Below are 25,393 nucleotides of genomic sequence, written 5' to 3'. Positions count from 1 at the left end.
AGCCGGCGCAATTACGCACCAGCCTCATCTAAAAGCGTCTCATAGTCGTAAAGGATGTTTTGGTACTGGTCCCCAAGCGCAGACGTCAGCCCAAGCGTAATCATCGAGTTAACCGGCGGCATGTTGCGCAACCTCTCGACAGTTTCCAAAGCTTCGCGGGCCTGGGCGCGGCTGTCCGTTTCGGCGATCCTCTTCAAGCCGTCGTATGCTGCACGCACGAGCATCCCATCGGTAACGTGGCCGTTAAGTGCCGGTCCAATGGCAGCAAGGTCGTCGAGGATTAACCGCGCCAGATACGGGTCGTCCGTCTCTCGCATAAGATCGAGCATTTTGCCGGCGGTACTGCGGTCGCTGAATACGAGCAACTCCGTTTTAAGTGTGTCGTACCGCTCTGTAAAATCGCGAATGACCTCGTCGGCCGGTTTGGCGGCGGTTTGGTCGATGGCGGCCCGGGCGCTTTTTTCGGCGGCGTCCAGTTCTTTACCAACCTCGCTTTTAGCTGCCTGGATAATCTTCGCGACCTCGACCGCACCCTGTTTCCGGATTTCATTTTGCTTTTGGATAATCCCGGTATTTGACAGCGACTTGTCTTTATAGACCTCCCCGGCTTCTTTTTTAACCCGTTGGAAGATTACCCCGGCGGCCTGCAACGATGAATCACCGTAAATCAAGGCTTTTGCGTTTTGGATGTGCTGTTGATATGACATTAATTGGACCTCTCCTTGTTATTCGATTTCGCGACCCTCGGCGACGCTGGTGTGCAATATTTTACCGTGGCGTAATGCGCGGTTGACCTCGGTTTCGGACACGCCGTGAACCTGTCGAGCCCCTCCACGCCAATGAACTGCAAGCTCTGCAAAATAGGGCCGTCCTATTTGCTCGGCGCGTACCGGGTTTGTTTCGTCTGCCGCAGTACGGTAAATGTCGTATGCCTCGCGCTCCAACGCGTGTAGACCGACCAACGCACTAAGGTACGCGTATTTAGAGTCCTCAACCGCTTTGAGCCTCGCGTCGTAATGCTCCTTATGGTAGCTGACGGCCTCCTCCCGGCCGGCCTGAATCGCCGCGTCTGCTAGTTCCGCTAACCGCCGACTCTCACCGCTAAAAGCGCGGCTTTTCCGGTCTTCTGCGGCTCTTTTGTCCATACTAAGCTCCGCCAGTCTGCGTTGCAGCTCCGTTTCGCGAGCGATATTCGCCGACGTAGGCTCTTCGAGTGCGGCGTCTGATGCGGCGGCAAGTTCCGCCTGAACCTTCGCGATTTCGGCGGCGAGTTCGTCTGCGCGCTGTTGGTGCGCCTCTTTTAGCTTGGCACCTCTGGCGGCCAGCTCTTTATACGCGTCGATTGCCTCTTGTACTCTTTTGGGGATTTTAACCATTTACTTAGCTCCTCTCCTTCACTTGATAATCCGGCCCGCGCCGGTAATGATGTCAAAAAGCAACCGCCACTTTCCGCGGACAGTGCGCGCCTCCTCAAGCGCGTCAAGACAATCGTCGAAGGCTGCGGCCTCCTCCGGCGTCAAATCCTCGTCCTCTTTTTTCATGGCGGCCAGATTGCATTGATTAAACCGTTTCATAACGCGCTTGGTGGCGCGGCACAGAGACGGATATAACGGCGGATTAACCTCCAATAGCTCTAGCCCAACGCCATTGGCGATATTGTCGTCGAGCATAACGGTTAAGTCAACGACGCCCTCCGCACTCTTGGCCGCCGCACGTAACGCCCGCTGTAACGCGACGTGACCGCAAAAGGATTCGTCGAATTTACGCTCGCCGGCCGTTAAAAACGTGCCTTCCGCGACTACCGAGCTATAGTCGGCCAGAACGTACGCATAGGCCATCCGGTGGTCGTCGGACGCGGCTGCGATGTATAGCGTATATCTCATCGTACTAACCTCACGCCTTTAGCGGTCAACCTTCCGCGCTTATCCTTGCCGACCCCAAACGTTACGTGATCGCCGCGCATTAATTTAACGCCGCCCGGTACGCTAAAGTGCAAGTCGTCCGCGCCAAAAACCGAAATAAAGCCGTAGCCTTTTTCTGCGTTGATAAATTTAATTCGGCCACGCTTGCGGCTGGTGTCCGCTTTCTTGCGCTTCTCTTCTGGCGGTGCAACCGGCGATTTACCGAGGCTCGGGCCGATCCGCGAAAATACCTCCTCCATCTCCTCACCGTTGAGTCCGTCCCACGTAATAGCTGCTGGATATGACATACTTACTCATCCATCTCCTCTCTGTCTTCTTCCGGGTCCGCCCATTGCAGGCGCACGTCCTCCGCCTTGTCCCTGCGTGGATGATACGTCAATTTACCGCTAAACCCGCTATCCGTTGCCGTATACTCCACGCGCCCCCGGATATTGCAATCGTAAATCACGTGATCCGGCGATAGGCTGCGCTTAAGCACCCGGAGCATATACTTCGCGTGCTCGTCCGCAATTTGCTTGAGCGGGTAAGCCGCATACGTCGCGATATTACGATCCAGCACCGCGCCGGCATCGTTTACTAGCGTCGTGTGTACGCACGTTTTGTCTCTGTCCGCAAACACGTATTGATACACTGTTACGGTCATTCCGCGTCATCCCCTTTTGCATATTTGCGTCTCAAGATAACGGCAGCGGATCGACTCGGCACCGCGCCAAACCTTGCATCGGACGTCTGTTTTATTTAACGCCGCCAGCAAAGCGCAAGTATATCCGTCAGCGCCGCGAAAATAAGGACAGTGACGTTTCGCGTCCTCCCGTCGGTCATACAATCGTGCTCCTCCCCTCATAATTGGTACCCTTTTTTGCAATTTCCGCGTTTAGGATTGCGGCTAGGGTAATTCATCCTATCTCTAAATTAAGCCCCCGCAAACCCACGTCTGGCGCGGCTTTTAATCGTCTAAATGCGGAATTATAGGGCGGTCTTGCGTCCCTTCCGCGCCCGATCCGACTCCCTACGCCGTACCTCCGCGCATGTCGGACAATAACGTTGCCTGTTAGATCGACGCGCGTAAGGTAATCCGCACGCAGCGCACTTGTCGCCCGGCTCTGCATCCGCGGCAAAGTAAGCGTCCGATAGCGCGGGATCGGTCGGCAATACGGCGCGCTCAAAATAAAGGCAGCGCAAAGAACCCGATTTAATATACGGTCGGGCCTGCTCGTCCTCGCGATAAAAGTTGCAGCGCGGTTGTCCGTTTGGTTCGAGCTGGCAACCGTTAGTGCCGCAGAAGTTAGCGCACTGATTACGGGCGAGTGTCTTTATTCGGTTATTCATCTAGGTAACCCCTCAAGAATTGCACGAAAGTGCGGTCAGTACAGTGATAGGAGTCCAACCACTCCCCGGCTTCGGTTGCGGCTTGTAGCACAAATAAAACAATGCCCCTAATCTCTGACTTATTAATGCCGTATTCGGTTTTAGGGGAGAACGCGTAGCAAATCTTCGTCGCCAGTAATTCAACCAGTGCAAAAAATTTCGCATCCTCCATCTTAGCGATATGATGAGGAGAGTTTGCCTCGACGTGGATAAATCTAATGATGTCTTGTAAGATATCTGCATCCTCTGCGGATGTTACAACGAAAGGCTCGATCTTTATTGGGCGCTTACCCTCCGCGTAATGAATAATGGTAATGTGTTCGTCCTCTGTAATTACTACGGCCATACTGATCATCCTTTTTGCGGCTTAGCAGTTTTGCCTTTAAATTTTTACCTGCATATTTCCCGTAGTTACCCGCTCCGTACGGCGTTCAACTTAAACCGTAAGATGTTCGGACATTTTTGCGCGACGGATCATCTCAACTGCGTTATCGTCGCCGTAAAGTTGACTGACGCGGATGCGTACTCTATCAGACACCGGCCGACGTTCTTTCTCTATTTCGCACAACCACGTAGGACTAATGCCCAACGTCTTCGCAAATTCCGGCTGTGTCATCCCTTTACTGATTCTAATCGCTCTGATCGCAAACCCGTTCATTCTGTTTTACTCTCCTTTCTTATACAATCTTCGCTTTGACCCCAAATAAAAAATCACAAGTACCGACGGGTTTTGCCCGTCTATATAGTATTGGAAAATGGTTCGATTACGCGGCAACCTTCTTATGCTTACGGAGAACCGCCAACGCCCGATCCCGTTCGACCTGACAGAAGAATTTCGCCTTAAACTGCGGATGCACCATTATTTCACACAGCTTGACCCGCCCCGGTTGTGGAGAGTGTGAATAGAACGCGTTCCCGCATACGACACACGTACGCACGCGGCGCATGTCTAGCGCTTCGATTGCCGCCCGCACGTTTTCCGGCGTCCGCCGCTTTACGGTGTTATCCCGGTTCCATGCGCCGCCGTTCGCATATTTCCGGATGAACGACTCCGGATTACGCTTAATCTGCGATAACATTCCGATTAGGTGTTCGGCCGCCATCGTCACCGTTTCATCAAACAGCGCGGATTCGACGGGCCGGTCTGTGATGAACGTATCCTCGTATATGCCGCGTTCCTCCGGGTCGCCCTCATCCGGCCGCTCCGTCAATAGCTGCGATTCTAGCGCCTGTCGACGCAGCGCTCCGCGATATTCAAACTCCGGACCATGTACCGGATACTCCGCTTTCCGTTCGGGGATCTCGCGTATGTTCATAATATAATCCGCGAGAATATCGCCTATCGTTTGATGTGGCGCGCCTTTTCGGAGCAATGCCGGATTAGCCATTCGCCATGTCCAGAAGGCCAGCCGCGGGCAACCTTTTTCGAATAGCTCGTCCGTAAATTGGCGGACAAGTTCGGCGCGCCAGGCGGTTGGAGTATCCTTATTTTCTATCAGAAATTTTTGCACAGCTTCGTACGTCTCTTTTCTTGTCATCATAAGACGCCCCCTTAACTGGTCAGCAATTCCCGCAAACAGGAACCGGCCGTATCTATCGTTTTTATTCTTCGAATACAATCTCTTACGCGCATAGAAATCTATTTATATATCCTCAATCCGGTCCGCGAGGTTCAATGAGCGTAAGCGAATTTAACCGAAGCGGTATATTTATTCTTGTTAATTCGTTGTTGTTAAGTTCGTTCTTATTACTATCCCAATAACAGGAATTAGTCGGTTCCTGAAAACAGGAATTATGCCACCCCATTAATGGGAATCACATCGCTTATCGGGTAATATAGCGGCAGATACATCTTCTTTTGATTCCCGTGCCACTTAGTCATTTTTGTAATCAGCAGTCCCTCGGTTTCGAGAATCCGGCATAGCGGCTTAATCCTGTCTTTGTGAATACCGGTTTCTTCTTGTATCTGCTCAACAGTCGGAAACGCCCACATATAGTATTCGTTCGCCTCGGTTCCGTTCACATACGCGTGAAGATATAAAAGGAGAATTATTGCGTCGCGTGCCGTCCGCTTATCGTATTTCGCGCTCAATTCAGGCAACTGAACGCGGAATAAATCGTGAAGGGACGGAGAGTACCCACCACTCTCTAATACGTTTTCCTTCTGCTGGATCGCAATTTGCGCCAAACGTTTCATTTCGCTCATGGCCGCACCTCTTCTTCATAGACAAAAGAACATAATTCCATTCTCTCTACTCTCTTTAATAATTGCTCTTCGCACCAAAGACATCCCATTATAATCGCATCTTCAACATCAAAGTTAGCTAACTCGATTAGTTCATCATCAATGTTGTTAATCCTTACGATCTCTTGATACGCATGGTCGTTGACAATTTCTGTGATAATACAAATGACAGGAGTTACTTTACCAGTTTCGTCTTCTATCTTCTCTTTTTCTACCCATTCATCAAGTGTGATGTATTTTTGGTATAAATATCTCCAGCTCACTTTATCCTTACAATTTAAAATAATTGTACGTCCTAATTCTTCAGCGTAATCGATGTAATAAACATAGCCGCCCTTTAGCCAGTTCAAGTATAGATTCTTCACCACCTCCTCCATTTCTCTGAAAAACCGTTCTCCTGGCATTTGTAATGTATTCATAATTGTTCTTCCTCCTTTTATTGACGTTTCTCCCTCAGCGCGATCCCTGCGGTTGCATGAATCGCCTTGTTGTGACCTGCCAGCGCTTGAATCCGCCTTAATGCGCTATTCTTTCGGGTGATTTCTTTACGGAGCCGTTGAATTTCCGCAACCGCCTCCTCAATGCTGTGGTATTTCATTTTTCGCGCCTCCTTTAATATGAGATACGCGGCAGCCGACGGGGCCACCGCGCTCGTTTTATTTTCGTTTAAAGTACCCACGCGTAAGGCTCGCCCATCTTCTGGCACAATTCTTCTGCGAGAGAACAATTACGTTCATAATCGCCGGTATCAAACTTAGCAACTTCGGTTCCGTCTCTTCTCGTAAGAATAACTGCTGTATCCTCTGTACTGAAATCGATCAAAATACTCGCATTTTCAATCGCCTTCGTATTTTCGTGCAGTACCATATAACCCTTCTTAGCAAGGACCTTAGCGATAAATTGTTTGAACATTTTCATCGTCTCCTTTTGAATAATTTATAGTGAGCGGAAACTCCGCCTTCACTAACTATGTTGCCGGTGATCGCCATTTCGCACATACTCAAAGTAATATACGAAGTAACCGAGCGGCTTCGCACACAATAATTTATAGAAAGTCCGCGATAGGCTCCGCACATTTTAGCGGATTTTTTTGTAGTAATAGTCCGAATAATCCCCGCCAATGGCCCTCAATTTAGACCGGATAAAACTCCCGCATGGCGATCCCACCGGTTGGCGGCCGGCAGGTACGGGATATAACGCGCGTCTCCTCCGCTTATCGACCGTTGGCGCGGTCGGCATCATCGGAGGGCGCGGCCCGTCTTATGCGAGATACTCCGCTAGGTCCCCGTCCTTTTCCGCGTCATAATACCGCCGAAGTCGCCGGAGGGCCCGGAACGCGGCGTGATGATGAGTACCGGCCCGACTAGCAAGCGCGCTGATTGACTCTTTGCCGTCCGTTTGGCGCGCTAAATCTACGATAAGGGCCGCCGTTTTGTCGCCGCTACGCTCGACAAGTTCGCGGATGAACCCGGCCCGATCCGGTTCGATGCGGTCAACCGTCGCGCCGAACTCCTCGTACTCTTGCGGATAGTATGTACGGTCGCGCCAGCGGGCATTTTTGCGCCATAGCTCAATCCGCTTGTATCTTAGGTGTACGTAGAGCAGCCGCCGGAAGTCCGTTATGTCATCCCGGGCCGCGAGCCCAAGCACCGCGTCATCAAACGATGCGTCCGCGTCGTAAACGTCACCGGCCCCGGAGGATACAACGCGCCGCCGGTGCCAGCGCTTGATATCGGACAGTGACGCATATAACTCATCAAACGTCAAGGCCGCGCACCCCTCTCCGCCTTTATCTGGCGCGTCACAGCCGCCTTGTACGCCATCAAGCGCTTGAAGCGCCCGGCTGGCGACCTCTTAGCGGACCGGCCGCGCGAGTAGTCGAATCGGCGCGCTCCGTATTGATTAGCTTTGCGCGTGAAGAATGCGATTCGATCAACGGTCGTTTTCATCGCGGCGTCACCTCCCTAAATCCGATCGACTCGAACTCGTCCGGCTGCGCGGCAATACCAGTTATCGCTAAGCGGTCAATTGCGCGATCAATCGCAAGGCCACGCAGTTCCTCTTCCGTGACCGGTCGCGGAGTAAATACGTTGACGGTTAAGCGGTAGCCGGCGCGGTCGAGAACGCATATATAGTGGTACTCAAGCTCCTCCTCCGCGATAATAAAGCCGAGGGCCCGCGCCTGGTCCGCCGCCAACGATACAGAGCCCAGAACCGCGCGATTAGATACACCGGTCACACGTCGGAAGTGCCGCGGATTAGACGATAATTCCTGGCGCGTCCCAAGCAGGCGCGCAATATAGCGGTCGATTTGTGGCACGTAGACATAGCGCACTTGATACGGCATGTCGATCTCTTTGCGCGGCTTAGGTCCGAGGCCAAGCGCGTAGAGTTGCGCCGGGTTTGCGTCAATGGTTCCGCTTGTGGCGGTTGGGGTAATAATTGCTTTGGTCATAGCGTAATAACCTCCTAATTTGATAAGAATGAAACTTTTTGGTATGATAACCGTATTAAAAGTAGACTTGGTAACATGTCAGCTAGTTGACTTGTTATCTTGTTTACTAGTTTAAACACAACTAGTCTGCTTGTCAACTAGTTTACTTGTTTATTTTGGAGGAATTTTTATGATACGCTTTTCGTTGGATAAAATTATGGAGGCCAAAGGATTAACGCAGAAAGATGTGGTCGAAATTACAAAGATAAGTCGAAATACTGTTAAAGCACTCGCAACAAACGCTAATGCACGAATCGACTTTCCTACTTTGGATGCTCTATGTAAAGGACTGAAGGTAACACCGGGGGAACTGATTGAATACATCGAGGATTAACACCATTTCACATACTGTGAATAAATAAACCTATTAATATGCAAAACGTACATCCCGGCCGCCGACCGTTGAGTCCGCGGTCTTTTTCGTATTGATTGACGCGGATAAGGGCCTGCATTCAGTACAGACCCACTCGTTTAGCCGCGAAGCTATTTTCGAGATTGGGCGCCGCCTCAAACACGTCAAGGAGAACGATTTGGCGCACGGGCAGTGGGAACGGTGGTTGCGGGAGGAGGTAGAGATACACCCTAGGGTTGCACAAATGCACATGAAAGTTGCGGATACTCCCGGTCTAAAAACGAGGACGTCCTCGCAAATGGGATTGGATGCTCTGTATCTGATAGCAACGCTTCCGCCCGAAGAACGAACGCGCGGCCACACGCTTAAATCCGGGGAGACGAAACCCCCGGACGAAATGACCGTACGCGAGTTGCGCGAAGTAAAAGCGGCATATTCGATTAGCTCAAACACGCGCATATCAATCGCAGGCGGTTGCGTAAGTTCCTCGAACTCATCCGGCTCGTCCGGTTCGATACTACGCTTAGCCTCCGCGCGGGCCAGCGTATTGCTTGCGGTCTGCGGCGAGGACACTCCGATGGCTTCCGCAATCTCTTTGAGCGTGCGCCCTTCTTCGCGAAGTTTGAGCGCCGTTTCCTCACGCTCGGTTAGCGTTTCGGCGGAAGGAGCGGTGGCTGGCCGGAACTTTCCGTCTGCGGACTCTACGTTTCCAACTGTTAATTTTTGATCAGTTGGAATTTCTTCCGCTTCCTTCGTCCAATTTACCGCTGTTCCGTAGCTTATTCCGAGCCACGCGCCTATTAAACGGTAACTCTTGCCGGCCTGCCGGAGCTTGATCGCCGCTTCTTGCTTATGCCGCGGCAGGCAAGCATTTACCGTGCGTTTACCGCAGATTTTACGTGAAAATAGCGATCCTGGGCGCGGGGAGTATAAAGGAAAGGGGAGCGGAGTAGAGGCGCTATCTTGACGAAAATAAAAACGCCAGCTTACGGAGAGTTTCCGCACGTGCTGGCGTTTATTTATTACGGTGACACTTGTATGAAGAACCCGTTTAGAAATCCGATAAACTTCGCGGAGAGCGGGCCGTCTGTCATGGTAAACGTCGAGAATAATACGTAGTTATCGCGTTCGGTTGCCGCTTCAATGTATCCCTTTCCTATAGTGTTGATTACCCCTCTTGCCAAGGCACTCTCCTCCTCGCCTGGGAACTTCTTCAACATATGATCAGCAAAATCATTAACAGACGGATTGGTCACCGCGAACACTACAGCAACCAACAAAAGAACAATAAGCGCGCCAAATCGGACCGTTTTACCTTTCGGACTCACCTGCGGGGTCGGCCGGCCACTACCAGTCGTTACGTTCTCCTCCAACTTGTGTACCACCTTTCGGTTAATTGGTTATATTTTACTATAAAGGCGGCGCGCTTACTATCGTTAAACGAAAAATGAACCCCTCAACGCAGTCTCTACGCTAACTACGCAAAGACCCGCCAAGGGGTTCCGTTATTTCGCTTTATTCCGTTTTATCCTCGCCTTCACTTCCGCCCGTGCCGTCGCTGTATCCTTCCGCCAGCATATACGCAACGCACGCGCCGACCGCACCAATAACGCCCGTCACCTGCAGCGTTACATTTTCACCCGCGCCGGCCGCCGCAAGGACCGACGTAGCGAGTGCGGCGAGCAGCGCCCAAAATTTACGCGAACTCAATTTGCGTGCCCAGTCGATTTTCATCGTTTATTTCGCTCCCTTCGGACTATTAAAGATTCCTGCGCGGTCCCCTATGGGGATAAATAAACCTATTAAGTGCAATTTCGTACACGAGCGCATGATGCGGGCAGTACCAAGCAATTATTCAAGCTTCTTGATTCTCCGTTCCCCTAAAGGGGATAAATAAACCTATTAATATGCAAAACGTACACGAGATAAAAAACCAACCTGTCAATTAAACAGGGTGGCATTTGAGACAACGATTTGGAAAAACGACGACGTCGTCGCATTTGTTCGAATAGAAAGTTCCCGACGTCGGAACGTTTGTACGTCCAAACATTTGGACTCCGCGCACTTACGGACAGTTTGGCAACCTCGCGACGTCGCGATGTCCCCCGGAGAGAAACCCGAGTTTCGTTCCCTATTAATCGGATGCCGCACTTTGTCGGTGTCGATGTTGCCAGGGCGCTTGAATATGCGAATCCCAGCAAGGGGGTTTCTAAATTAGGAATACCCTCCGTTTAACAGACACTTTAAGCAGGGACGTTTCGGCGTCGAAACATACTAGACTCCGCGCACTCTACGGAAACTTCGCGAATGTTCCGACGTCGTACCATTCCCGCGCCTTTTACGTGAAATTAGCGCCTAAATACGCCTACCCTACCGATGGTACTCGGACGCGATTAGAGCGGCTAATTTCGCGGTAAATGAGCGGAAAGAGTGCGGTATATGTATTCACTGAGCCGCCGCCCGCCTGCGCTTGTACCGGAGCGCCTTATACTGCGCCAGCGCCGTTTTATAAGCGTTAACAAACAGGCCGACCGGATTCATTACGTCGATCCGCGGCAGGTTAGTGCGTAAGTCAATCGCCGTCATGACGTATTGCTCCGCGGCCAGGTCGATGACCTCCGGATCGAGGCGGCCTGGAAAATGGCGCAGAAGGGCCGCGTAGATGTCCGCGAAATAAAAGTCGCCGACGGCGTGCGTGTCATTGAGCGGTATGGCGGATAGGCGTCGGTGGAGTGCGGACATAATACCGTCGGGATCGCGTAGTTGGCGGCGCTCAATATATCCAGCGGCCTCTAATTCTTTCAGTGCCGAATAAACCGCGTCTTTGCCGTCTTTTGAGCGTTTGACGAGGTCTGAGACATAAACGCGCCAGTTGGACGGCTTAGACAATAAATAGCCGAGTAGTCCCTTCGCCTTCCAGGATAGGCGCTCGTCCGACAGAAAATACGGGTCAATGATCGCATATGAGGAGTCGCGTTTGGATACGCGGACAATGCCGCCTTTATTTACCGCTGCCATTAGCGCACGCCCTCCCGCTTCATAATCCGCGCAAGTGGCGAGTGCTTCCGGTGTTCGTCCGCAATACTCTCCTCGCTGATCTGTACGTACTTACGCGTAGTTGAGATATCCGCATGACCCATAATCTTCTGCAGGTGGAATATGCTCATCCCATTCTCCGCGGCCATCGTTGCAAAATTATGGCGCAGGACGTGCGGCGACACACTCCGCCCGAGCTTCGCCTTTTCCGCGTACTTATCAAACGCCTTTTGGATCGTCTTCTCGTTCAGCGGCTCCCCGTAGTTCGTCGTAAAAACGTGCGTTGTATTGAAATGGCGTTCTGTTTCCGTAATAAGCTGTTTCACCAGCCGTACCGTCTCTGTCGATAGTGGCAATACGCGGGATTTCCTATTCTTATTCTTCGCGGCCGGAAGCACGATTAACTTCCGTACGAAATCAACCTCCGACTTTTCCAGCGCGCAGATTTCATTCAGACGTAGACCCGTGTCTAGGATCAACGTCATAATTACGTAATCCCTCCACTGCGCCCATTGTTTCCGGTCCGGTGCCTTTAAGAACCGCCGCAACTCCTCCTCAGTCAATGGCGTAACTGTATCGACGTCCTGGCGCATCAGAGAAAGGTTTGCGGCCGGATTCCGGTCAATTACTTCCTCCGCGTGAAGAACGTTAAAGAACGTCCTTAAAACGCGAATACGTACGTTTACAGAAGCCGGTGAGAGGCCACGCTGGTCCTTCTTGTATTCGGACTTGAACGGGTGCCCGGCGTAATACTCCTTTTCATTCGCGCACCAAATCACATAGTCACGCAGCATTTCCGCCGTTACGTCCTGGATCGTAATTTCTCCGTAATGATTCGCGACCCATTCGTTGAAGTAGCGCATATTCTTCACGTAGCCCTCGATCGTACGCTCCTTGAGGTTGTTTGCGCGCTTCACCTTTACAACGAAGTCGACCGCCTCCTCCAGCGTAAACGACGGTAAGCCGACCTCCGTAATGGGCGTCCGCTGGGTTAACGTTTTCTTTCCGGTGCGTTTATCCATAAACAAAAGACCTCCTACGCGTTTCTAACGTAGAAGGTCGGAATCATTCAGGTATGTACGAATCATCTAGCGCTCGTTTGCGTTCAGTTTCCGTACACATAACGTACTGAAAACGTGATAATGACGCGGTTTACGAGTGATGGCGGAGAGGGTGGGATTCGAACCCACGCACGCCTTGCGACGCCTAGTTGATTTCGAGTCAACCCCCTTGGGCCTCTTGGGTACCTCTCCACAGCGAATTTTATTATACCATGGATCATGTACCAATGCAATAGAATAATGCAGAACAAATAACATTCAAATTATGTAAACTCCATCCTCCCCCCAGACTGCAAGCAAATATGCCGAAAAAGAAAAAAACAACCTGCACCGTGCACTAAGCAAGGAAAGCTGCTTTTGGGTTTTCCGAGGCGTCTCCACCCTAGGCATCATTCACTTTTGGGACGAAGGCTGCTTAGGCATGCTGACGGTGACGAAGTCGTTCCAGAAATCGGGGTTTCCGATCGACACATAACTGGCTCCGCTTCGGAAGGCCGTGTCGATCTCCTCCTGATTGCGGATTAGCCCTCCCGCTATCAACGGCTGGCCGATCCTCTGCTTGAACTCGCGGATAATACGCGGCATAAGTCCGGGCATGAGTTCCACCTCATCCGGCTCGCAATGCTGGATCATGCGAATCGCCGTTTCCACCGCCGCCGAATCGATCGCGAATACCCGTTGTATCGACTTGATGCCAACCTGCTTGGCCGCGACGACCATATTGCTTTTCGTCGTGACAATGCCGTCGATGTCGAACATTTCCGCCAAATACTCAATTACCGAGGCGTCCCGGCCGATCCCGCCGACCATTTCGACATGGACGTAAATCTGCTTGTTCTTTTTGCGTAATTGCTTGACGATCTCATCCAGCGACATAATATTGCCCGCCATCAAGATAACGCGCTCGACTTTGCCGTCGACAGCAGCAGAGATCATGATGTCTTGAGTAATGGAAGCGATAATCGGATAGCTGCTCATGCTCCTCACCTCTTCCGCTGTTCTGAACTTAGCATACTGCCGATATATTAAGGAAATGCGGGCCTTTTGTTCAAATTATGTAAAAAAAGAGGCGCATTCGGCGCTATGAAGCGTCGAACCACCTCTGCCGGGAACTAATATCACGATTATGCTCTAAAGCCCTTAATCTGTCTGCTCAGGAGGCTGCTGCCCCGTCTCCTGCTCTGCCGCCGCAGAACGCAGCACCTTGCGCATGTTTTTCTCGAACTTGGCGCGAGGCACCAGCACGCTGTGCTTGCAGCCTACACATTTAATGCGGATATCCATCCCCATGCGGATGATTTCCATTTCGTTGCTCCCGCACGGATGATTTTTTTTCATTTGTACAATATCGCCCAATTGAAAAGATTTTCGCTCCATGGCCCTGCTCCTTTCTGCATGCATTAGTTCCTTGCCTTAACTCTGCCAACTTATCGGCTTACTGCAGTCCCTCTCCCCATCTCCGCATCCTCCATAGCTTCCTTGGCGAAGGTTTGAATCAACCGTTCCACCTCCGTACGTTTCGACGGCGAACATTCCGCGGCGATCCGAATGACGTATTCACTGGAGGACATGGATTGGATGCCAAGCACGTTTGGCGCCTGGGAAAACTCCGGATGGCTCTGCTTCAGCTTCTCCATCGCGGCTTTCAGCAGCTCCATGCTCTCCTCCAGCCGGCGGGTTTGGCTAAACGTCAAATCGACAACGGCCAACGCGTTTCCGATCGAATAGTTCGTCACATTGGTGATCGAGCCGTTTGGAATAATGTGCACCTCGCCGGTCCAACTGACCAGCCGCGTTGAACGCAGGCCGATCATCTCCACCGTTCCTTTATAGCTGCCGGTCTGAATGACGTCTCCCACCGCGAATTGATCCTCCAATATAATGAAAAAGCCGGAGATCACATCTTTAACCAAAGCCTGTGCGCCAAACCCGATCGCCAACCCCAATACACCGGCGCCGGCCAATAACGGTCCCAATTCAAAACCGATTTCCCCCAGCACCAGCATCAACAAAATAAAATTCGCCGTAATGGACGTTACATTTTTCATTAACTCCCCTACGGTCACCAGTCTGCGGGGGTTCATTTGCAGCCGGTTCTTTTCCCTCCGCTCCAAGGAGCGGTCGATCAATCGGTAGATCACTTTTACAAATAAGCGGGTTAAGATAAAAATAAGCAGTATTTTTAATGCGGAAATCAGCACGCCTTGCCACATATCCATATCCGTAAACCAGTTCCAAACCTTATCCTTCCAGGTAACGGCGGCATTCAGCATTTCACCCGTTGGCATCTCCAACCACATTGCATCTATCATCCTTTCGCACAATCCCTGACGGATTATAGCTCTATGCTATCATAGCCCATCGGCCGCGGCGAGTAAATGCCCCGAATTCCCACCGTTTCGCTGCGAATGATCCCCTTCACTTTTTCCAAAGCCTCTGACGGAAATCGAATCGACAAGGCGCAGCCTGCGGTTATCTCCTTCGGCGTCGGACACAGGTCAATGTCTACCTCGGCATATTCCAACAGCATTTCGGCTCGCAACGCCTGCTGGGTCGAATCAAAAGCCATCACCAGCCACGCTTCCCCCACCGTCGTCCCCCCTTTTTTGAATCATGACTTTAGTCCGAGTATATAATCCCCGTTTCTTCCATATACTATCTACTAAATCTACGAGCTGTCTTTGACGTTATTTTACTCGAGGAAAGGGAGATTCCATGTCACAGCTACAACCGTCAATCTCAGGCCAACCAATGCCGTATTTAAAAATCGCCCATACCGAACCAGGGATTCATTCCGCCATCATTCATCGTCTGCTTCTGCATTTTGCCGAAATCACTCCCGGACAGGAGATCGTCATCATCTGCATTGGGACAGACCGTTCGACCGGAGACTGCCTTGGCCCCCTGGTAGGCACTTCTCTCGCAAAATATAATAGCCCGGAATTTCATCTGTTCGGGACGCTCGATGAACCCGTTCATGCCATGAATCTCAAAGACACGCTCGAACTCATCGACCGGACTTTCGCCGACCCGTTTATTATCGGCATTGACGCCTGCCTTGGCCAAACGTCGAGCGTCGGATCGATCCAGGTCGTGCAAGGGCCGCTCCGCCCCGGCGCGGGGGTAAATAAAGAACTGCCGCCGGTCGGCGATATCCATCTTACGGGCATCGTCAATGTCGGCGGCTTCATGGAGTATTTTGTATTGCAAAACACGCGGCTTAGTCTTGTGATGCGGCTATCGGACATCATTGCCAATTGCGTTTACACCGCAATCAAAGAATGGAACCGGAACCTTACTCCTTTATCGCGGCGAGAGCAATAGCTTCCCGTTCTTCCGTGGATAACGCATGCGTTGATTCGCCCTTCGACAAAGATTTGGCATATACATAGGAGCCGTCGCGGTTGTAAAGCCCGGTAAGAACAACCCCGTCCTGTTCCTCGTTGATAAACGCAATCGAGAAGCTCAGGTCGTTTCCGCGTTCACCGAATGCATTGTAGCGTTTAATTCCGATTTTCGCTTTTTGCTTCGGCATCAGGCGCTGTAATTCGTCAAGCTGCCGAGCTTGAGTTTCCTGAACATCTTCGATTTTGTCCTGCTGCATTTTCAGATCAATTAGCAGGCTCTCCAGATCTTCAACGCCGGTTCCCTTCATCATCAAATCGTATTTTCTTCTCATTTTCCGCAGCTTACTGCCTTGTATCAAATTCCAAACGAACAACCAAACCAACAAAATGATAAATACGCCAACGACCAAAAATAACTGGTCGAAGATGAGATCATTCCAATCCCGCATGCTAATGTCGACTCCCCTATGCCTATGATGACTTTGTGATCGATGTCAACGCCGCAATGAGCGCCTCGACATCGGCGTTTGTCGTATTGTACCCCACGCTGACCCGAACCGCTCCGCCTTCCAATGTTCCAGCCGTCTCATGTCCAAGCGGCGTACAATGATAACCGGCCCGCACGGCGATACCGAATTCCCGGTCCAGTGTAAAAGCCAGCCCGGAGGCGTCATGTCCGGCAATCGTAAACGCCACGATCCCCGTACGCGGCTTCCCCAGCTCCGGGCCCAATATGGATATGCCTTTTACGGCGAGCAGTTGCTCCATTAATTTTTGCGTTAAAGTCCATTCCCTGCGGAATAGATTTTGGACTCCTTCTTTAAGCACATAACCAACTCCAGCTCCAAGACCGGCAATCCCCGGCGCGTTGCCCGTTCCGGCCTCATACCGGTCCGGCCGGACCGCCGGCTGCTCGGGCTCCTCCGATTGACTCCCTGTGCCGCCGTGCAGCAGAGGTTCCAAGTCAACACCCGGATCGATGTATAGTCCCCCGGTCCCTTGCGGTCCCAAAAGCCCCTTATGTCCGGGAAACGCCAGCATATCGATCCCCAAATCCTGGACGTCGATCGGATAGGATCCGGCCGTTTGCGAAGCGTCAAGCAGCAGTATCGCCCCTTGTTCATGAGCTATGGCGCTTAACTCCTTTACGGGCAAAATGCATCCTAGCAGGTTTGAACTATGCGTACACACGACCAGTCTTGTATTGGGACGAAACATCGACCGGACTTGATCAAGGTCAATTTCGCCCCGGGAATTTACTTTCGCATAGTCTACAGCCACGCCTTGAGTTCGCCGTAAATATTCAAGCGGCCTTCTCACCGAGTTATGCTCGACCATCGTGGCGATAACATGATCCCCCGGTTTGACCCATCCTTTGATCGCCATGTTCAAGGCCGAGGTTGCGTTGGAGGTGAATGCAATATCATTGGGATTTGAGATATGAAACAAAGTTGCAAGCTGAGCTCGTGTTTTGTACATTGCCCGCCCCGCTTGCAGCGCCATACTATGGTTTCCGCGCCCCGCATTGGCAGCTGGTCCAGTTAGTATTTCCAACACGGCTTCTCCTACCCCAGGAGGTTTTGGCCAAGATGTGGCTGCATGATCCAGGTATACCACCGGCTTGTCTCTCATCCGTCTCCCACATCCTCCCCAAGTCTTTTCCGCCAGACCAAGAATGACATACCCCTCTTCCCTTCAAAGCAAGCCGCTTCACAGAAAAGATGAATATGTCATCGCCCGGTTAACTCAACATATCAAGGATTCTTTGCAAGTCCTGCAAGCTATAATAATTGATCTCGATTTTCCCTTTTTCCTTGTTCGCTTTAATTTTAACGGTCGTCTTATACCGTTCACGCAAAGTTTCCTCTACTTCTTCGATATAAGGATCCCGCTTTTTGTTGGTGCTTTTTGGTTTTTCCTGCTTTTTGCGATCAAGCTGCTGAACAGCTTCCTCCAGGTCGCGAACGCTCCACTCATGATCAATACATTGTTTGGCCAACTGTTTGATCGTTGCCGGGTCCTTTAATCCAACTAATGCACGCGCATGTCCCATCGACAATGTTCCACGTGAAACATAATCTTTGACTTCATCCGGCAAGGTCAGCAGCCGTAAAAAGTTGGCGATATGGGAGCGGGATTTTCCTACCTTCAGGGACAACTCCTCTTGGGTCAACTGGAACTGATCCATTAACCCCTGATAAGCTACCGCGATTTCCATCGCATTCAGGTTTTCCCGCTGCAAGTTTTCAATGAGCGCGATTTCCATAACCTGCTGGTCGGAAAAAGTTCTTACTACCGCCGGAATCGTCGTGTTCCCGCAGAATTGCGAAGCCCGGAACCGCCGTTCGCCGGCAATAATTTCATAACCTTTCAGCACACTGCGCACGATAATCGGCTGAATCACACCGTGCTGGCGAATGGATTCAGCCAGTTCCCGAATCGCTTCTTCGTCGAAAGATTTGCGTGGTTGATACGGATTGGCACGAAGCTGGTTGAGAGGAATCTCAATGACTTTGTCATCGTCTTGAATAGAAAGCGACGGTATGAGAGCGTCCAATCCTTTCCCCAATCGTTTGCTACTCATAAGAGACCACTTCCTTTGCCAACTCTAAATATACTTCCGCACCCTTAGAGCGTGGATCATACGTAATAATCGATTGTCCATGAGAAGGCGCCTCACTCAACCGGACATTACGCGGAATAACCGTTTTGTATACCTTTTGCTGAAAATATTTCTTAACCTCTTCAATCACCTGAATGCCAAGGTTGGTGCGCGCATCGAACATGGTCAACAACACGCCTTCGATTTGCAGTGATGTATTCAAATGTTTTTGTACCAGACGAACCGTGTTCAAAAGCTGGCTTAGCCCTTCCAAAGCATAATATTCGCACTGAATCGGGATCAGCACGGAGTCGGCGGCCGTTAACGAATTAATCGTTAAAATGCCGAGAGACGGCGGGCAATCGATGAGAATATAATCATACAATTTACGAACCGGCTGAAGCGATTTCTTCAAACGGACTTCACGGGAAATCGTAGGCACAAGCTCAATCTCTGCGCCGGCCAACTGAATCGTCGCAGGGATAATATCCAAATTTTCGATTTCGGTATGCGCAATCGCTTCTTTAGGATGTACTTCATTAATAAGGACGTCGTAGATACAGTTGGCTACGTCCGCTTTATTGATGCCAACGCCGCTGGTCGTATTCCCCTGCGGATCAATATCGATCAGCAGCACCTTTTTTCCAATCGCAGCAAGTCCAGCTCCCAAATTAACGGAAGTCGTCGTTTTTCCGACGCCTCCCTTTTGGTTCGCTATGGCAATGATTTTAGACAATCCAGTTCACCTCAATATAATAGAAGAATCTTCTTGTAGTTCATATAGATGTTTGAATTCGCCAAGTTGCAGCTACAAAAAGACCAAAAAGCCCCTCGGAAGTATTTCCAACCCGAGTGTTGATTTCCTAAAACCGTGAGCTGGTTTATGGAACAGAAACAGATTGATCCAATCGAATGAATTGGCGAGGAAGTGCGTTCCATTCCATGAGCATGTGGCTGAATTTGCGAAAAAGAAGCTGACCATCAAACCTCGCGGTAAGGGTCAGCAAGCATTCTAGGAACGCTTAGGGATTTGAATGACAATTTCATAATGATCTTCGTGATCTTTTTCTTCCGTTTTAATTTGCAATCCTGAACCGGTAACCATATCGATCGATTGGCGAATCGTATTCAGCGCCAGTCTAACGTCCTTCGTAAACGAAATCCGCCTGGAAGCCGATTTTTTGTTTTTCGAAACTTCCTTATAAAAGGCAATTCTGGCTTCGGTTTGTTTTACATTCAATTCCTTGCTGATTATTTCAGCCAGGACTTTCAGTTGCAGTTCCTGGGAGTCCAAGGACAGTAAAGCACGCGCATGACGTTCCGTAATTTTTCGTTCCATGAGCGCCGTTTTCACTTCTTCCGGAAGCTGAAGCAAACGAATTTTATTGGCGATGGTCGACTGGCTTTTCCCTAATCTTTGTGCCAGGCTTTCCTGTGTCAATTGATGAAGATCGATCAAATTTTGGTATGCCATAGCTTCTTCAATCGAAGTTAGACCTTCCCGCTGCAGATTCTCGATCAACGCAATCGAAGCGGCCTGGGAATCGTTGAAATCGCGCAAAATGGCCGGAATCGTCTCCAACCCTAATTTTTTGACCGCGCGCCAGCGCCGTTCCCCGGCAATGATTTCATACTTGTCATTCCGCTGGCGAACGACAATCGGCTGAATGACGCCGTGAGTCTTAATCGTTTGGCATAATTCATCGATCTTCTCATCGTCAAAAATGGTCCGGGGCTGATAAGGACTGCCGACAATTTCCCCCACCGGGATTTGCTTTACTTCATCACCGCTGCTCCGTTCGGTTAAACCAAACAATTTAGAAAATTGTTCTTTCATTCCGTCAATTACCACCTAGTTTCATAGTGACATAAGGCCAAGCCTTACGGGTAGCATCCCGTTATGGGGATGGAAAAGCAGTACAATCTACAATCAATCGCTTTTTAAGAGGTTGTTCAAAAAGCCTTCTTTTGAAGATGTAAGAAAGAACGTTCTGAAGAAACAAACATCATAAGCATAATCTTCGTGCTGAAATTCTGACTTTTTGAACATATACTTAAAGGTTAAGATCACCACGAATCACAAAACGCCCAAATAAAGCCTGAACGGCGAAATAGGCGCTAATCTATGTAGAATGATCTCAACGCAAACCCGATATATCTATTCTACCACTTTTTCCTCTATAATCCTATTCTCTTCTTTTTAGAACTTAAAGAATATTACAGAAAAGAACCCCTCTTAACGAGATGTTTCACGTGGAACATTTTGCTAAGAGGGTGAAACAATTTATACAAGCGGAGACTTGACCGGAGTTCCTGCTTTGCGTGGGTATTTTTTAGGCGTTGGGCCTGTTTTGCGAATAATAACAAGATGACGATCGGAGTTTTCCATCGGCAACGTAAACGGTACGGTGTTTACCCATTGGCCCTTAAGCTGTGACAGACTGTACGCCGCCTCTTTGACCTCTTCCTCCGGATCGCTGCCCTTCATCGCTACAAAAACACCACCCGCTTTGGCAAAAGGCAAACAAAATTCATTCAAAACAGCCATTCGTGCGACCGCTCTCGCGGTCACCAAATCAAAGGAGTCCCTTAACCCTTCCCGGCGGCCCAAATCCTCCGCCCTGCCATGCAGCAGCTGAACGTCCTGCAGCCCGAGCTGATCAACAACATGCTGCAAAAATTGGATGCGCTTATTCAACGAATCGATGATCGTCAGCTGCAAATGAGGAAAACAAATTTTTAAAGGGATTCCGGGAAAACCGGCGCCGGACCCGATATCCGCCATCGTAACAATCTCCCCCATAGGTATGTGGAAAGCTAGAGTGACGGAGTCGTAAAAGTGCTTGATGTACACTTGGTGCCGCTCTGTAATCCCGGTTAAGTTCATTTTTTCATTCCAGGAAACAAGTTCCTTAAAATAAGTCTCAAACTGGCTTAGCTGGTTTTCCGATAGCTCGATGTCATGATCTTTGAGCAGTGTAAGGAATTCCGATTGTATCGAATCCAAGAGTAACCTCAACCTCCCGCTGCGGTCACACGATTATAGTGTTCCAGATACACCAGCAAAATGGAAATATCCGCAGGCGTTACTCCGGATATCCGCGACGCTTGGCCGATCGAAATCGGGCGGATTTTGGCCAGCTTCTGGCGCGCTTCCGTCGCAAGCCCTTGAACATCTTCATAGTTGATATTTTCCGGGATTTTTTTCTTTTCCATTTTCTGTAACTTCTCAACGTGAATCAGCTGCTTTTCAATGTATCCCGCGTATTTGATCTGAATTTCCACCTGCTCCTGCATTTCTTCATCCAAGTCCAAATCGGAAGGAGAAAGCGAGCCGATATGGGCATACGTCACTTCCGGCCGGCGCAAAATGGTCAGCAAATTGCTGCCGTCCTGGATCGGGGCCGAACCGACCGACTCGAGCAGCGGATTGATTTCCGAAGGACGGACCTTCGTTGCTTTGAGGCGTTCGATTTCCTGCTCGACTTTCTGTTTTTTATCGAGAAAACGGTCGTACCGCTCCTGGGTGATCAAACCGATCTCATAACCGATCGGCGTCAACCGCAGGTCGGCATTGTCATGGCGGAGCAGCAAACGGTATTCCGCCCGGGACGTCAACAAACGGTAAGGCTCGTTCGTCCCTTTGGTGACCAAATCGTCGATCAACACGCCGATATACCCTTGCGAACGGTCCAAAATGACCGGTTCTTTACCCTGCACCTTGCGCGCCGCGTTGATCCCGGCCATGATCCCTTGACCGGCCGCTTCCTCATAACCGGATGTGCCGTTGATTTGCCCCGCCGTAAACAATCCCGGCAGCCGCTTCGTCTCCAGCGACGGCCACAGCTGCGTCGGCACGATGGCGTCGTATTCGATCGCATAGCCGGTCCGCATCATCTGCACGTTTTGCAGGCCCGGCAGCGTCCGCAGCATTTTCAGCTGCACCTCCTCCGGCATGCTCGTGGAGAAGCCTTGCACGTAATACTCGGACGTATTTTTGCCTTCCGGCTCCAAAAAAATCTGATGCTTCGGCTTGTCGCTGAAGCGCACAATTTTATCCTCGATGGACGGGCAGTATCTGGGTCCGGTTCCTTCAATGACACCGGAAAACATCGGGGCGCGGTGCAGGTTATCCTGAATAATTTTGTGCGTTTCTTCCGAAGTATAGGTCAGCCAGCAAGGCAGCTGCTCGTTGCCGGAGCTTTTCGTCTCGTAAGAGAAAAACTTCGGTTTTGCGTCGCCCGGCTGAATTTCCGTTTGCGAAAAATCGATCGTATCCTTGTGCACCCGCGGCGGCGTGCCGGTTTTGAAGCGGATTAGTTCAAAGCCCAGGTCCCGCAAATTTTCCGACAGCTTGACGGACGGCTGCTGATTGTTGGGCCCGCTCTCGTACATCAGCTCGCCCATGATGATTTTGCCGCGCAAATAGGTGCCGGTGGTCAGCACAACCGCTTTGGCCCGGTATTCCGCGCCGGTTTTCGTGATGACGCCGACACATTGGCCGTCTTCCACGATCAGCTCCTCCACCATCCCCTGCAGCATCGTCAGGTTCGGTTCCTTCTCCATCGTCTCTTTCATCGTGTGCTGGTACAGGAACTTGTCCGCCTGCGCCCGCAGCGCGTGCACGGCCGGCCCCTTCCCTGTGTTCAGCATCCGCATTTGAATGAACGTCTTATCGATATTGCGGCCCATTTCACCGCCCAGCGCGTCCACCTCACGGACCACATGGCCTTTCGCCGGACCTCCGATCGAAGGATTGCACGGCATAAAAGCGATCATATCCAAATTGATCGTCACCATCAGCGTACGGCAACCCATCCGCGCCGCGGCCAAAGCCGCCTCACAGCCCGCATGTCCCGCGCCGACGACGACGACGTCATAGCTTCCGGCAGCATACCCCATCACAAACAACCTCCTTATATCCCACAGAAAGAGAACCCTCTATCCGCTTATTTTTAAAAAATAAATCATTAAAATCTTCTGTATCATCATACCATGAACGGACTCGGCTGATACGTTCGAAATCTTTATTTCCCCAGGCAAAATTGCGAGAAAATCTGATCGATCAGCGCATCCGGCGCCGAGTCGCCGATCACTTCGCCAAGCTGCTCCCAGGCGAGCCGAACGTCGATCTGCAAAATGTCGATCGGTATCCCGCTGTCCGCCGCTTCGTACGCATCGGTCAGCGACTGCTTCGCTTTCTTCAGCAAAGCGATATGCCGGACGTTGCTGACATAGGTCAAATCGTTGGACTCCAGCTGACCTCCAAAGAACAGGCGAGCGATCGCCTCTTCCAGATGATCCAGCCCTTCCTCCGTTTTCACCGACAACTCCACAATCGATTCCTCTTTAAAATAACGCCGCACGACCTCCCGATTGAGCTGCTGCGGCAAATCGATTTTGTTGAGCAGCACGATGGCGGAACGGCTGGCCAACTGCTCCATCAAAGCAACTTCGTCCTCATGCAGCGCTTCCGCGCTATTAAGCACGAGCAGGATTAAATCGGCCTCGTTCACCGCCGCTTTCGAGCGCTCCACGCCGATTTGCTCGACGACGTCCATCGTTTCGCGGATCCCCGCCGTATCGAGCAATTTCAGCGGGATGTTGTTGATCGTCACATACTCTTCAATCACATCCCGCGTCGTTCCGGGAATGTCCGTCACGATCGCTTTGTTTTCCCGGGCCAGGGCGTTCATCAGCGAGGACTTGCCCACATTGGGCCGTCCCACGATCGCTGTCGTGATGCCTTCGCGCAAAATCTTCCCCTGACTGGCCGTTTTCAGCAGCGTGTCAATGCCTTCCGACACTTCCGCGCATTTTTGCTTGATAAACGCCATCGTCATCGACTCCACATCATGCTCCGGGTAATCGATGTTGACCTCGATATGCGCCAGCGTCTCCACTAGCGTTTGACGCAACGTTTTGATTTTCCGCGACAAATCGCCTTCCACCTGCTTCAGCGCCACCGAAAAAGCCCGGTCCGACTTGGAGCGGATCAGGTCGATCACCGCTTCCGCCTGCGACAGGTCGATCCGCCCGTTCAAGAACGCGCGCTTCGTAAATTCCCCCGGCTCCGCAAGGCGAATGCCGGGCTGCTGCAGCAGCAGGTCCATCACGCGTTTGACGGAGATGATCCCGCCGTGCGTGCTGATCTCGACCACGTCCTCCGTCGTGAACGAACGGGGCGCCCGAAACACGCTGACCAGCACTTCTTCGAGCTTCTCGCCCGTCTGCGGGTCGACGATGAACCCGTAATGGACCGTATGGGTCTCCGCTTCCGGCAGCGGGACTTTGGCGCGGAACACGCGCCCTACTTCGGCGATCGACTCCGGTCCGCTGACGCGGATGACGGCGATCCCGCTTTCGCCTACGGCGGTGGATATGGCTGCAATCGTATCGCTCAGCATTTTTGTTCACCTCGCATTATTGTAAATAAAATCAGGTTCGTGAATGTGACGCTGCGCTGCTCGTTTGATCTTCCGATCGCTGCTGCAATCAGATTGTATTAATTTGATAAATTCTAAAGCAGTGACAATCCGATTGCAAAGGCGAACGCTGCCGCTTCTCCAGATTCAAACGACCCTCTCCGCTATTCCCCATTCACTCAATTTTTTCTACACAAACGCCGGCTCACAAAAATGTTTCGCCAGGCATATTCCCGGATCATCGCAAAGCTCGATCCGGCCAACATCTTCGAAGCATTACTCGCGACGCCTTGCTCCATCCTAAGCGCATCCCGGAGGGACAGCGGCCTTCTTGCAGGTAGTCGCTCCACCACGCGCATCAGTAACTCTAAACTCCCGCTTCCCTGCGATTTCCCGCATAGAGGCAGGAGCACCGAAAGTAGAGCGTGCCCCGAAGGGGCGACAAGCGAGCCACTCGCCACTGTAACCCCGGGTGCTTCGAAAGCAGCAATGTAATCCAGCATGTTTTCAGGTTACCCGGGAGCACTCAAAGTAAGACGTA

General features: G+C 51.2%; 33 protein-coding genes and 1 tRNA gene. 3 read left to right on the top strand and 31 right to left on the bottom strand.

All coding sequences use genetic code 11. The features are described from left to right. Positions 1-11 precede the first annotated feature (11 nt). The 14 genes from NYE74_RS03480 to NYE74_RS03420 all read right to left on the bottom strand — a co-directional run bounded on the left by NYE74_RS03480 (position 12) and on the right by NYE74_RS03420 (position 7,990). A complete protein-coding gene (locus NYE74_RS03480) occupies positions 12-707 on the bottom strand; it encodes a hypothetical protein (protein ID WP_316560425.1) in 696 nt (231 codons plus the stop codon). A gap of 18 nt (positions 708-725) precedes the next feature. Beyond that, positions 726-1,376, bottom strand: a complete 651-nt coding sequence (locus NYE74_RS03475; RefSeq protein ID WP_316560426.1) for a hypothetical protein — start codon at positions 1,374-1,376, stop codon at positions 726-728. Positions 1,377-1,394: 18 nt separating this feature from the next. Beyond that, entirely contained in the window at positions 1,395-1,883 is a 489-nt protein-coding gene (locus NYE74_RS03470) for a hypothetical protein (protein WP_316560427.1), read from the bottom strand. Beyond that, complete coding sequence (locus tag NYE74_RS03465; protein WP_316560428.1) at positions 1,880-2,209, bottom strand: cold-shock protein; 330 nt, start codon at positions 2,207-2,209, stop codon at positions 1,880-1,882. The genes NYE74_RS03470 and NYE74_RS03465 overlap by 4 nt, the downstream gene beginning before the upstream one ends. 2 nt (positions 2,210-2,211) lie before the next feature. Next, positions 2,212-2,565: a hypothetical protein gene (locus NYE74_RS03460; RefSeq protein ID WP_316560429.1), complete on the bottom strand. Its 354-nt coding sequence runs from the start codon at positions 2,563-2,565 to the stop codon at positions 2,212-2,214. Positions 2,566-3,243: 678 nt separating this feature from the next. Continuing rightward, positions 3,244-3,636, bottom strand: coding sequence for a hypothetical protein (locus NYE74_RS03455; RefSeq protein WP_316560430.1), 393 nt, complete (start codon positions 3,634-3,636; stop codon positions 3,244-3,246). 90 nt (positions 3,637-3,726) lie between these two features. Then, complete coding sequence (locus tag NYE74_RS33250; RefSeq protein ID WP_009224790.1) at positions 3,727-3,948, bottom strand: helix-turn-helix domain-containing protein; 222 nt, start codon at positions 3,946-3,948, stop codon at positions 3,727-3,729. A gap of 106 nt (positions 3,949-4,054) precedes the next feature. Further along, on the bottom strand, positions 4,055-4,831 hold the full coding sequence (locus NYE74_RS03450; protein ID WP_316560431.1) for a hypothetical protein: 777 nt from the start codon (positions 4,829-4,831) through the stop codon (positions 4,055-4,057). Positions 4,832-5,082: 251 nt separating this feature from the next. Further along, positions 5,083-5,496, bottom strand: coding sequence for a hypothetical protein (locus NYE74_RS03445; RefSeq protein ID WP_316560432.1), 414 nt, complete (start codon positions 5,494-5,496; stop codon positions 5,083-5,085). Continuing rightward, positions 5,493-5,954, bottom strand: a complete 462-nt coding sequence (locus tag NYE74_RS03440; RefSeq protein WP_316560433.1) for a hypothetical protein — start codon at positions 5,952-5,954, stop codon at positions 5,493-5,495. The genes NYE74_RS03445 and NYE74_RS03440 overlap by 4 nt, the downstream gene beginning before the upstream one ends. A 17-nt stretch (positions 5,955-5,971) precedes the next feature. Continuing rightward, positions 5,972-6,133, bottom strand: a complete 162-nt coding sequence (locus NYE74_RS03435; protein WP_316560434.1) for a hypothetical protein — start codon at positions 6,131-6,133, stop codon at positions 5,972-5,974. Positions 6,134-6,201: 68 nt separating this feature from the next. Beyond that, positions 6,202-6,447 carry a hypothetical protein gene (locus tag NYE74_RS03430; RefSeq protein ID WP_316560435.1) on the bottom strand — a complete coding sequence of 82 codons (246 nt, stop codon included), beginning with the start codon at positions 6,445-6,447 and terminating at the stop codon, positions 6,202-6,204. A 348-nt stretch (positions 6,448-6,795) separates the two neighbouring features. Further along, positions 6,796-7,302, bottom strand: coding sequence for a hypothetical protein (locus tag NYE74_RS03425; protein ID WP_316560436.1), 507 nt, complete (start codon positions 7,300-7,302; stop codon positions 6,796-6,798). A gap of 178 nt (positions 7,303-7,480) precedes the next feature. Then, positions 7,481-7,990 (bottom strand): hypothetical protein, encoded by a 510-nt coding sequence (locus tag NYE74_RS03420; protein WP_316560437.1) that lies wholly within the window; start codon positions 7,988-7,990, stop codon positions 7,481-7,483. A 169-nt stretch (positions 7,991-8,159) separates the two neighbouring features. Between NYE74_RS03420 and NYE74_RS03415 the strand changes: the two genes are divergently transcribed. After that, on the top strand, positions 8,160-8,363 hold the full coding sequence (locus tag NYE74_RS03415; RefSeq protein WP_316560438.1) for a helix-turn-helix domain-containing protein: 204 nt from the start codon (positions 8,160-8,162) through the stop codon (positions 8,361-8,363). 91 nt (positions 8,364-8,454) lie between these two features. Next, the gene (locus NYE74_RS03410) at positions 8,455-9,108 is read left to right on the top strand and encodes a DUF3102 domain-containing protein (protein WP_316560439.1); all 654 of its coding nucleotides are present in this window, start codon (positions 8,455-8,457) and stop codon (positions 9,106-9,108) included. Positions 9,109-9,403: 295 nt separating this feature from the next. On the opposite strand, the gene NYE74_RS03405 is transcribed toward NYE74_RS03410, so the two are convergent. The 9 genes from NYE74_RS03405 to NYE74_RS03365 form a co-directional block, all read right to left on the bottom strand. Then, positions 9,404-9,754, bottom strand: a complete 351-nt coding sequence (locus NYE74_RS03405; protein ID WP_316560440.1) for a hypothetical protein — start codon at positions 9,752-9,754, stop codon at positions 9,404-9,406. Between the two features lie 142 nt (positions 9,755-9,896). Continuing rightward, complete coding sequence (locus NYE74_RS03400) at positions 9,897-10,115, bottom strand: hypothetical protein (protein WP_316560441.1); 219 nt, start codon at positions 10,113-10,115, stop codon at positions 9,897-9,899. A gap of 711 nt (positions 10,116-10,826) precedes the next feature. Further along, positions 10,827-11,399 (bottom strand): helix-turn-helix domain-containing protein, encoded by a 573-nt coding sequence (locus NYE74_RS03395; protein ID WP_316560442.1) that lies wholly within the window; start codon positions 11,397-11,399, stop codon positions 10,827-10,829. Next, positions 11,399-12,439 (bottom strand): tyrosine-type recombinase/integrase, encoded by a 1,041-nt coding sequence (locus NYE74_RS03390; RefSeq protein ID WP_316560443.1) that lies wholly within the window; start codon positions 12,437-12,439, stop codon positions 11,399-11,401. Before NYE74_RS03390 ends, NYE74_RS03395 begins: the two co-directional genes overlap by 1 nt. Positions 12,440-12,579: 140 nt before the next feature. Continuing rightward, a tRNA-Ser gene (locus NYE74_RS03385) sits at positions 12,580-12,670 on the bottom strand. A 201-nt stretch (positions 12,671-12,871) separates the two neighbouring features. Then, positions 12,872-13,456 (bottom strand): glycerol-3-phosphate responsive antiterminator, encoded by a 585-nt coding sequence (locus NYE74_RS03380; RefSeq protein WP_051985148.1) that lies wholly within the window; start codon positions 13,454-13,456, stop codon positions 12,872-12,874. Between the two features lie 162 nt (positions 13,457-13,618). Beyond that, complete coding sequence (locus NYE74_RS03375) at positions 13,619-13,855, bottom strand: DUF951 domain-containing protein (RefSeq protein ID WP_316560444.1); 237 nt, start codon at positions 13,853-13,855, stop codon at positions 13,619-13,621. A gap of 50 nt (positions 13,856-13,905) precedes the next feature. Next, positions 13,906-14,778 carry a mechanosensitive ion channel family protein gene (locus NYE74_RS03370; RefSeq protein WP_316560445.1) on the bottom strand — a complete coding sequence of 291 codons (873 nt, stop codon included), beginning with the start codon at positions 14,776-14,778 and terminating at the stop codon, positions 13,906-13,908. Between the two features lie 35 nt (positions 14,779-14,813). Further along, positions 14,814-15,047 carry a DUF3343 domain-containing protein gene (locus tag NYE74_RS03365; protein WP_316560452.1) on the bottom strand — a complete coding sequence of 78 codons (234 nt, stop codon included), beginning with the start codon at positions 15,045-15,047 and terminating at the stop codon, positions 14,814-14,816. Positions 15,048-15,193: 146 nt separating this feature from the next. Between NYE74_RS03365 and yyaC the strand changes: the two genes are divergently transcribed. Continuing rightward, a complete protein-coding gene (gene yyaC, locus NYE74_RS03360; protein ID WP_316560446.1) occupies positions 15,194-15,802 on the top strand; it encodes a spore protease YyaC in 609 nt (202 codons plus the stop codon). On the opposite strand, the gene NYE74_RS03355 is transcribed toward yyaC, so the two are convergent. The 8 genes from NYE74_RS03355 to mnmE all read right to left on the bottom strand — a co-directional run bounded on the left by NYE74_RS03355 (position 15,774) and on the right by mnmE (position 24,834). After that, the gene (locus tag NYE74_RS03355; protein WP_316560447.1) at positions 15,774-16,274 is read right to left on the bottom strand and encodes a DUF4446 family protein; all 501 of its coding nucleotides are present in this window, start codon (positions 16,272-16,274) and stop codon (positions 15,774-15,776) included. The genes yyaC and NYE74_RS03355 overlap by 29 nt on opposite strands. Positions 16,275-16,296: 22 nt before the next feature. Beyond that, positions 16,297-17,457, bottom strand: coding sequence for an aminotransferase class V-fold PLP-dependent enzyme (locus NYE74_RS03350; protein WP_316560448.1), 1,161 nt, complete (start codon positions 17,455-17,457; stop codon positions 16,297-16,299). Between the two features lie 109 nt (positions 17,458-17,566). After that, positions 17,567-18,409, bottom strand: coding sequence for a ParB/RepB/Spo0J family partition protein (locus NYE74_RS03345; RefSeq protein WP_036618233.1), 843 nt, complete (start codon positions 18,407-18,409; stop codon positions 17,567-17,569). Next, on the bottom strand, positions 18,402-19,163 hold the full coding sequence (locus NYE74_RS03340; protein WP_316560449.1) for a ParA family protein: 762 nt from the start codon (positions 19,161-19,163) through the stop codon (positions 18,402-18,404). Before NYE74_RS03340 ends, NYE74_RS03345 begins: the two co-directional genes overlap by 8 nt. A gap of 276 nt (positions 19,164-19,439) precedes the next feature. Next, positions 19,440-20,264, bottom strand: coding sequence for a nucleoid occlusion protein (gene noc / locus NYE74_RS03335; RefSeq protein ID WP_316560450.1), 825 nt, complete (start codon positions 20,262-20,264; stop codon positions 19,440-19,442). Between the two features lie 447 nt (positions 20,265-20,711). Continuing rightward, on the bottom strand, positions 20,712-21,434 hold the full coding sequence (rsmG, locus tag NYE74_RS03330; RefSeq protein ID WP_036618229.1) for a 16S rRNA (guanine(527)-N(7))-methyltransferase RsmG: 723 nt from the start codon (positions 21,432-21,434) through the stop codon (positions 20,712-20,714). 8 nt (positions 21,435-21,442) lie between these two features. Next, positions 21,443-23,329 (bottom strand): tRNA uridine-5-carboxymethylaminomethyl(34) synthesis enzyme MnmG, encoded by a 1,887-nt coding sequence (gene mnmG, locus NYE74_RS03325; RefSeq protein ID WP_316560453.1) that lies wholly within the window; start codon positions 23,327-23,329, stop codon positions 21,443-21,445. A gap of 125 nt (positions 23,330-23,454) precedes the next feature. Further along, a complete protein-coding gene (gene mnmE / locus NYE74_RS03320) occupies positions 23,455-24,834 on the bottom strand; it encodes a tRNA uridine-5-carboxymethylaminomethyl(34) synthesis GTPase MnmE (protein WP_036618225.1) in 1,380 nt (459 codons plus the stop codon). Positions 24,835-25,393: the final 559 nt, after the last annotated feature.

The organism is Paenibacillus sp. FSL P4-0127 (assembly GCF_038007325.1).
In the GTDB taxonomy this organism is placed as follows: domain Bacteria; phylum Bacillota; class Bacilli; order Paenibacillales; family Paenibacillaceae; genus Fontibacillus; species Fontibacillus macerans.
The sequence above is the reverse complement of the archived record's forward strand: the minus strand, read 5'-3'. Positions and strand labels throughout refer to the sequence as shown.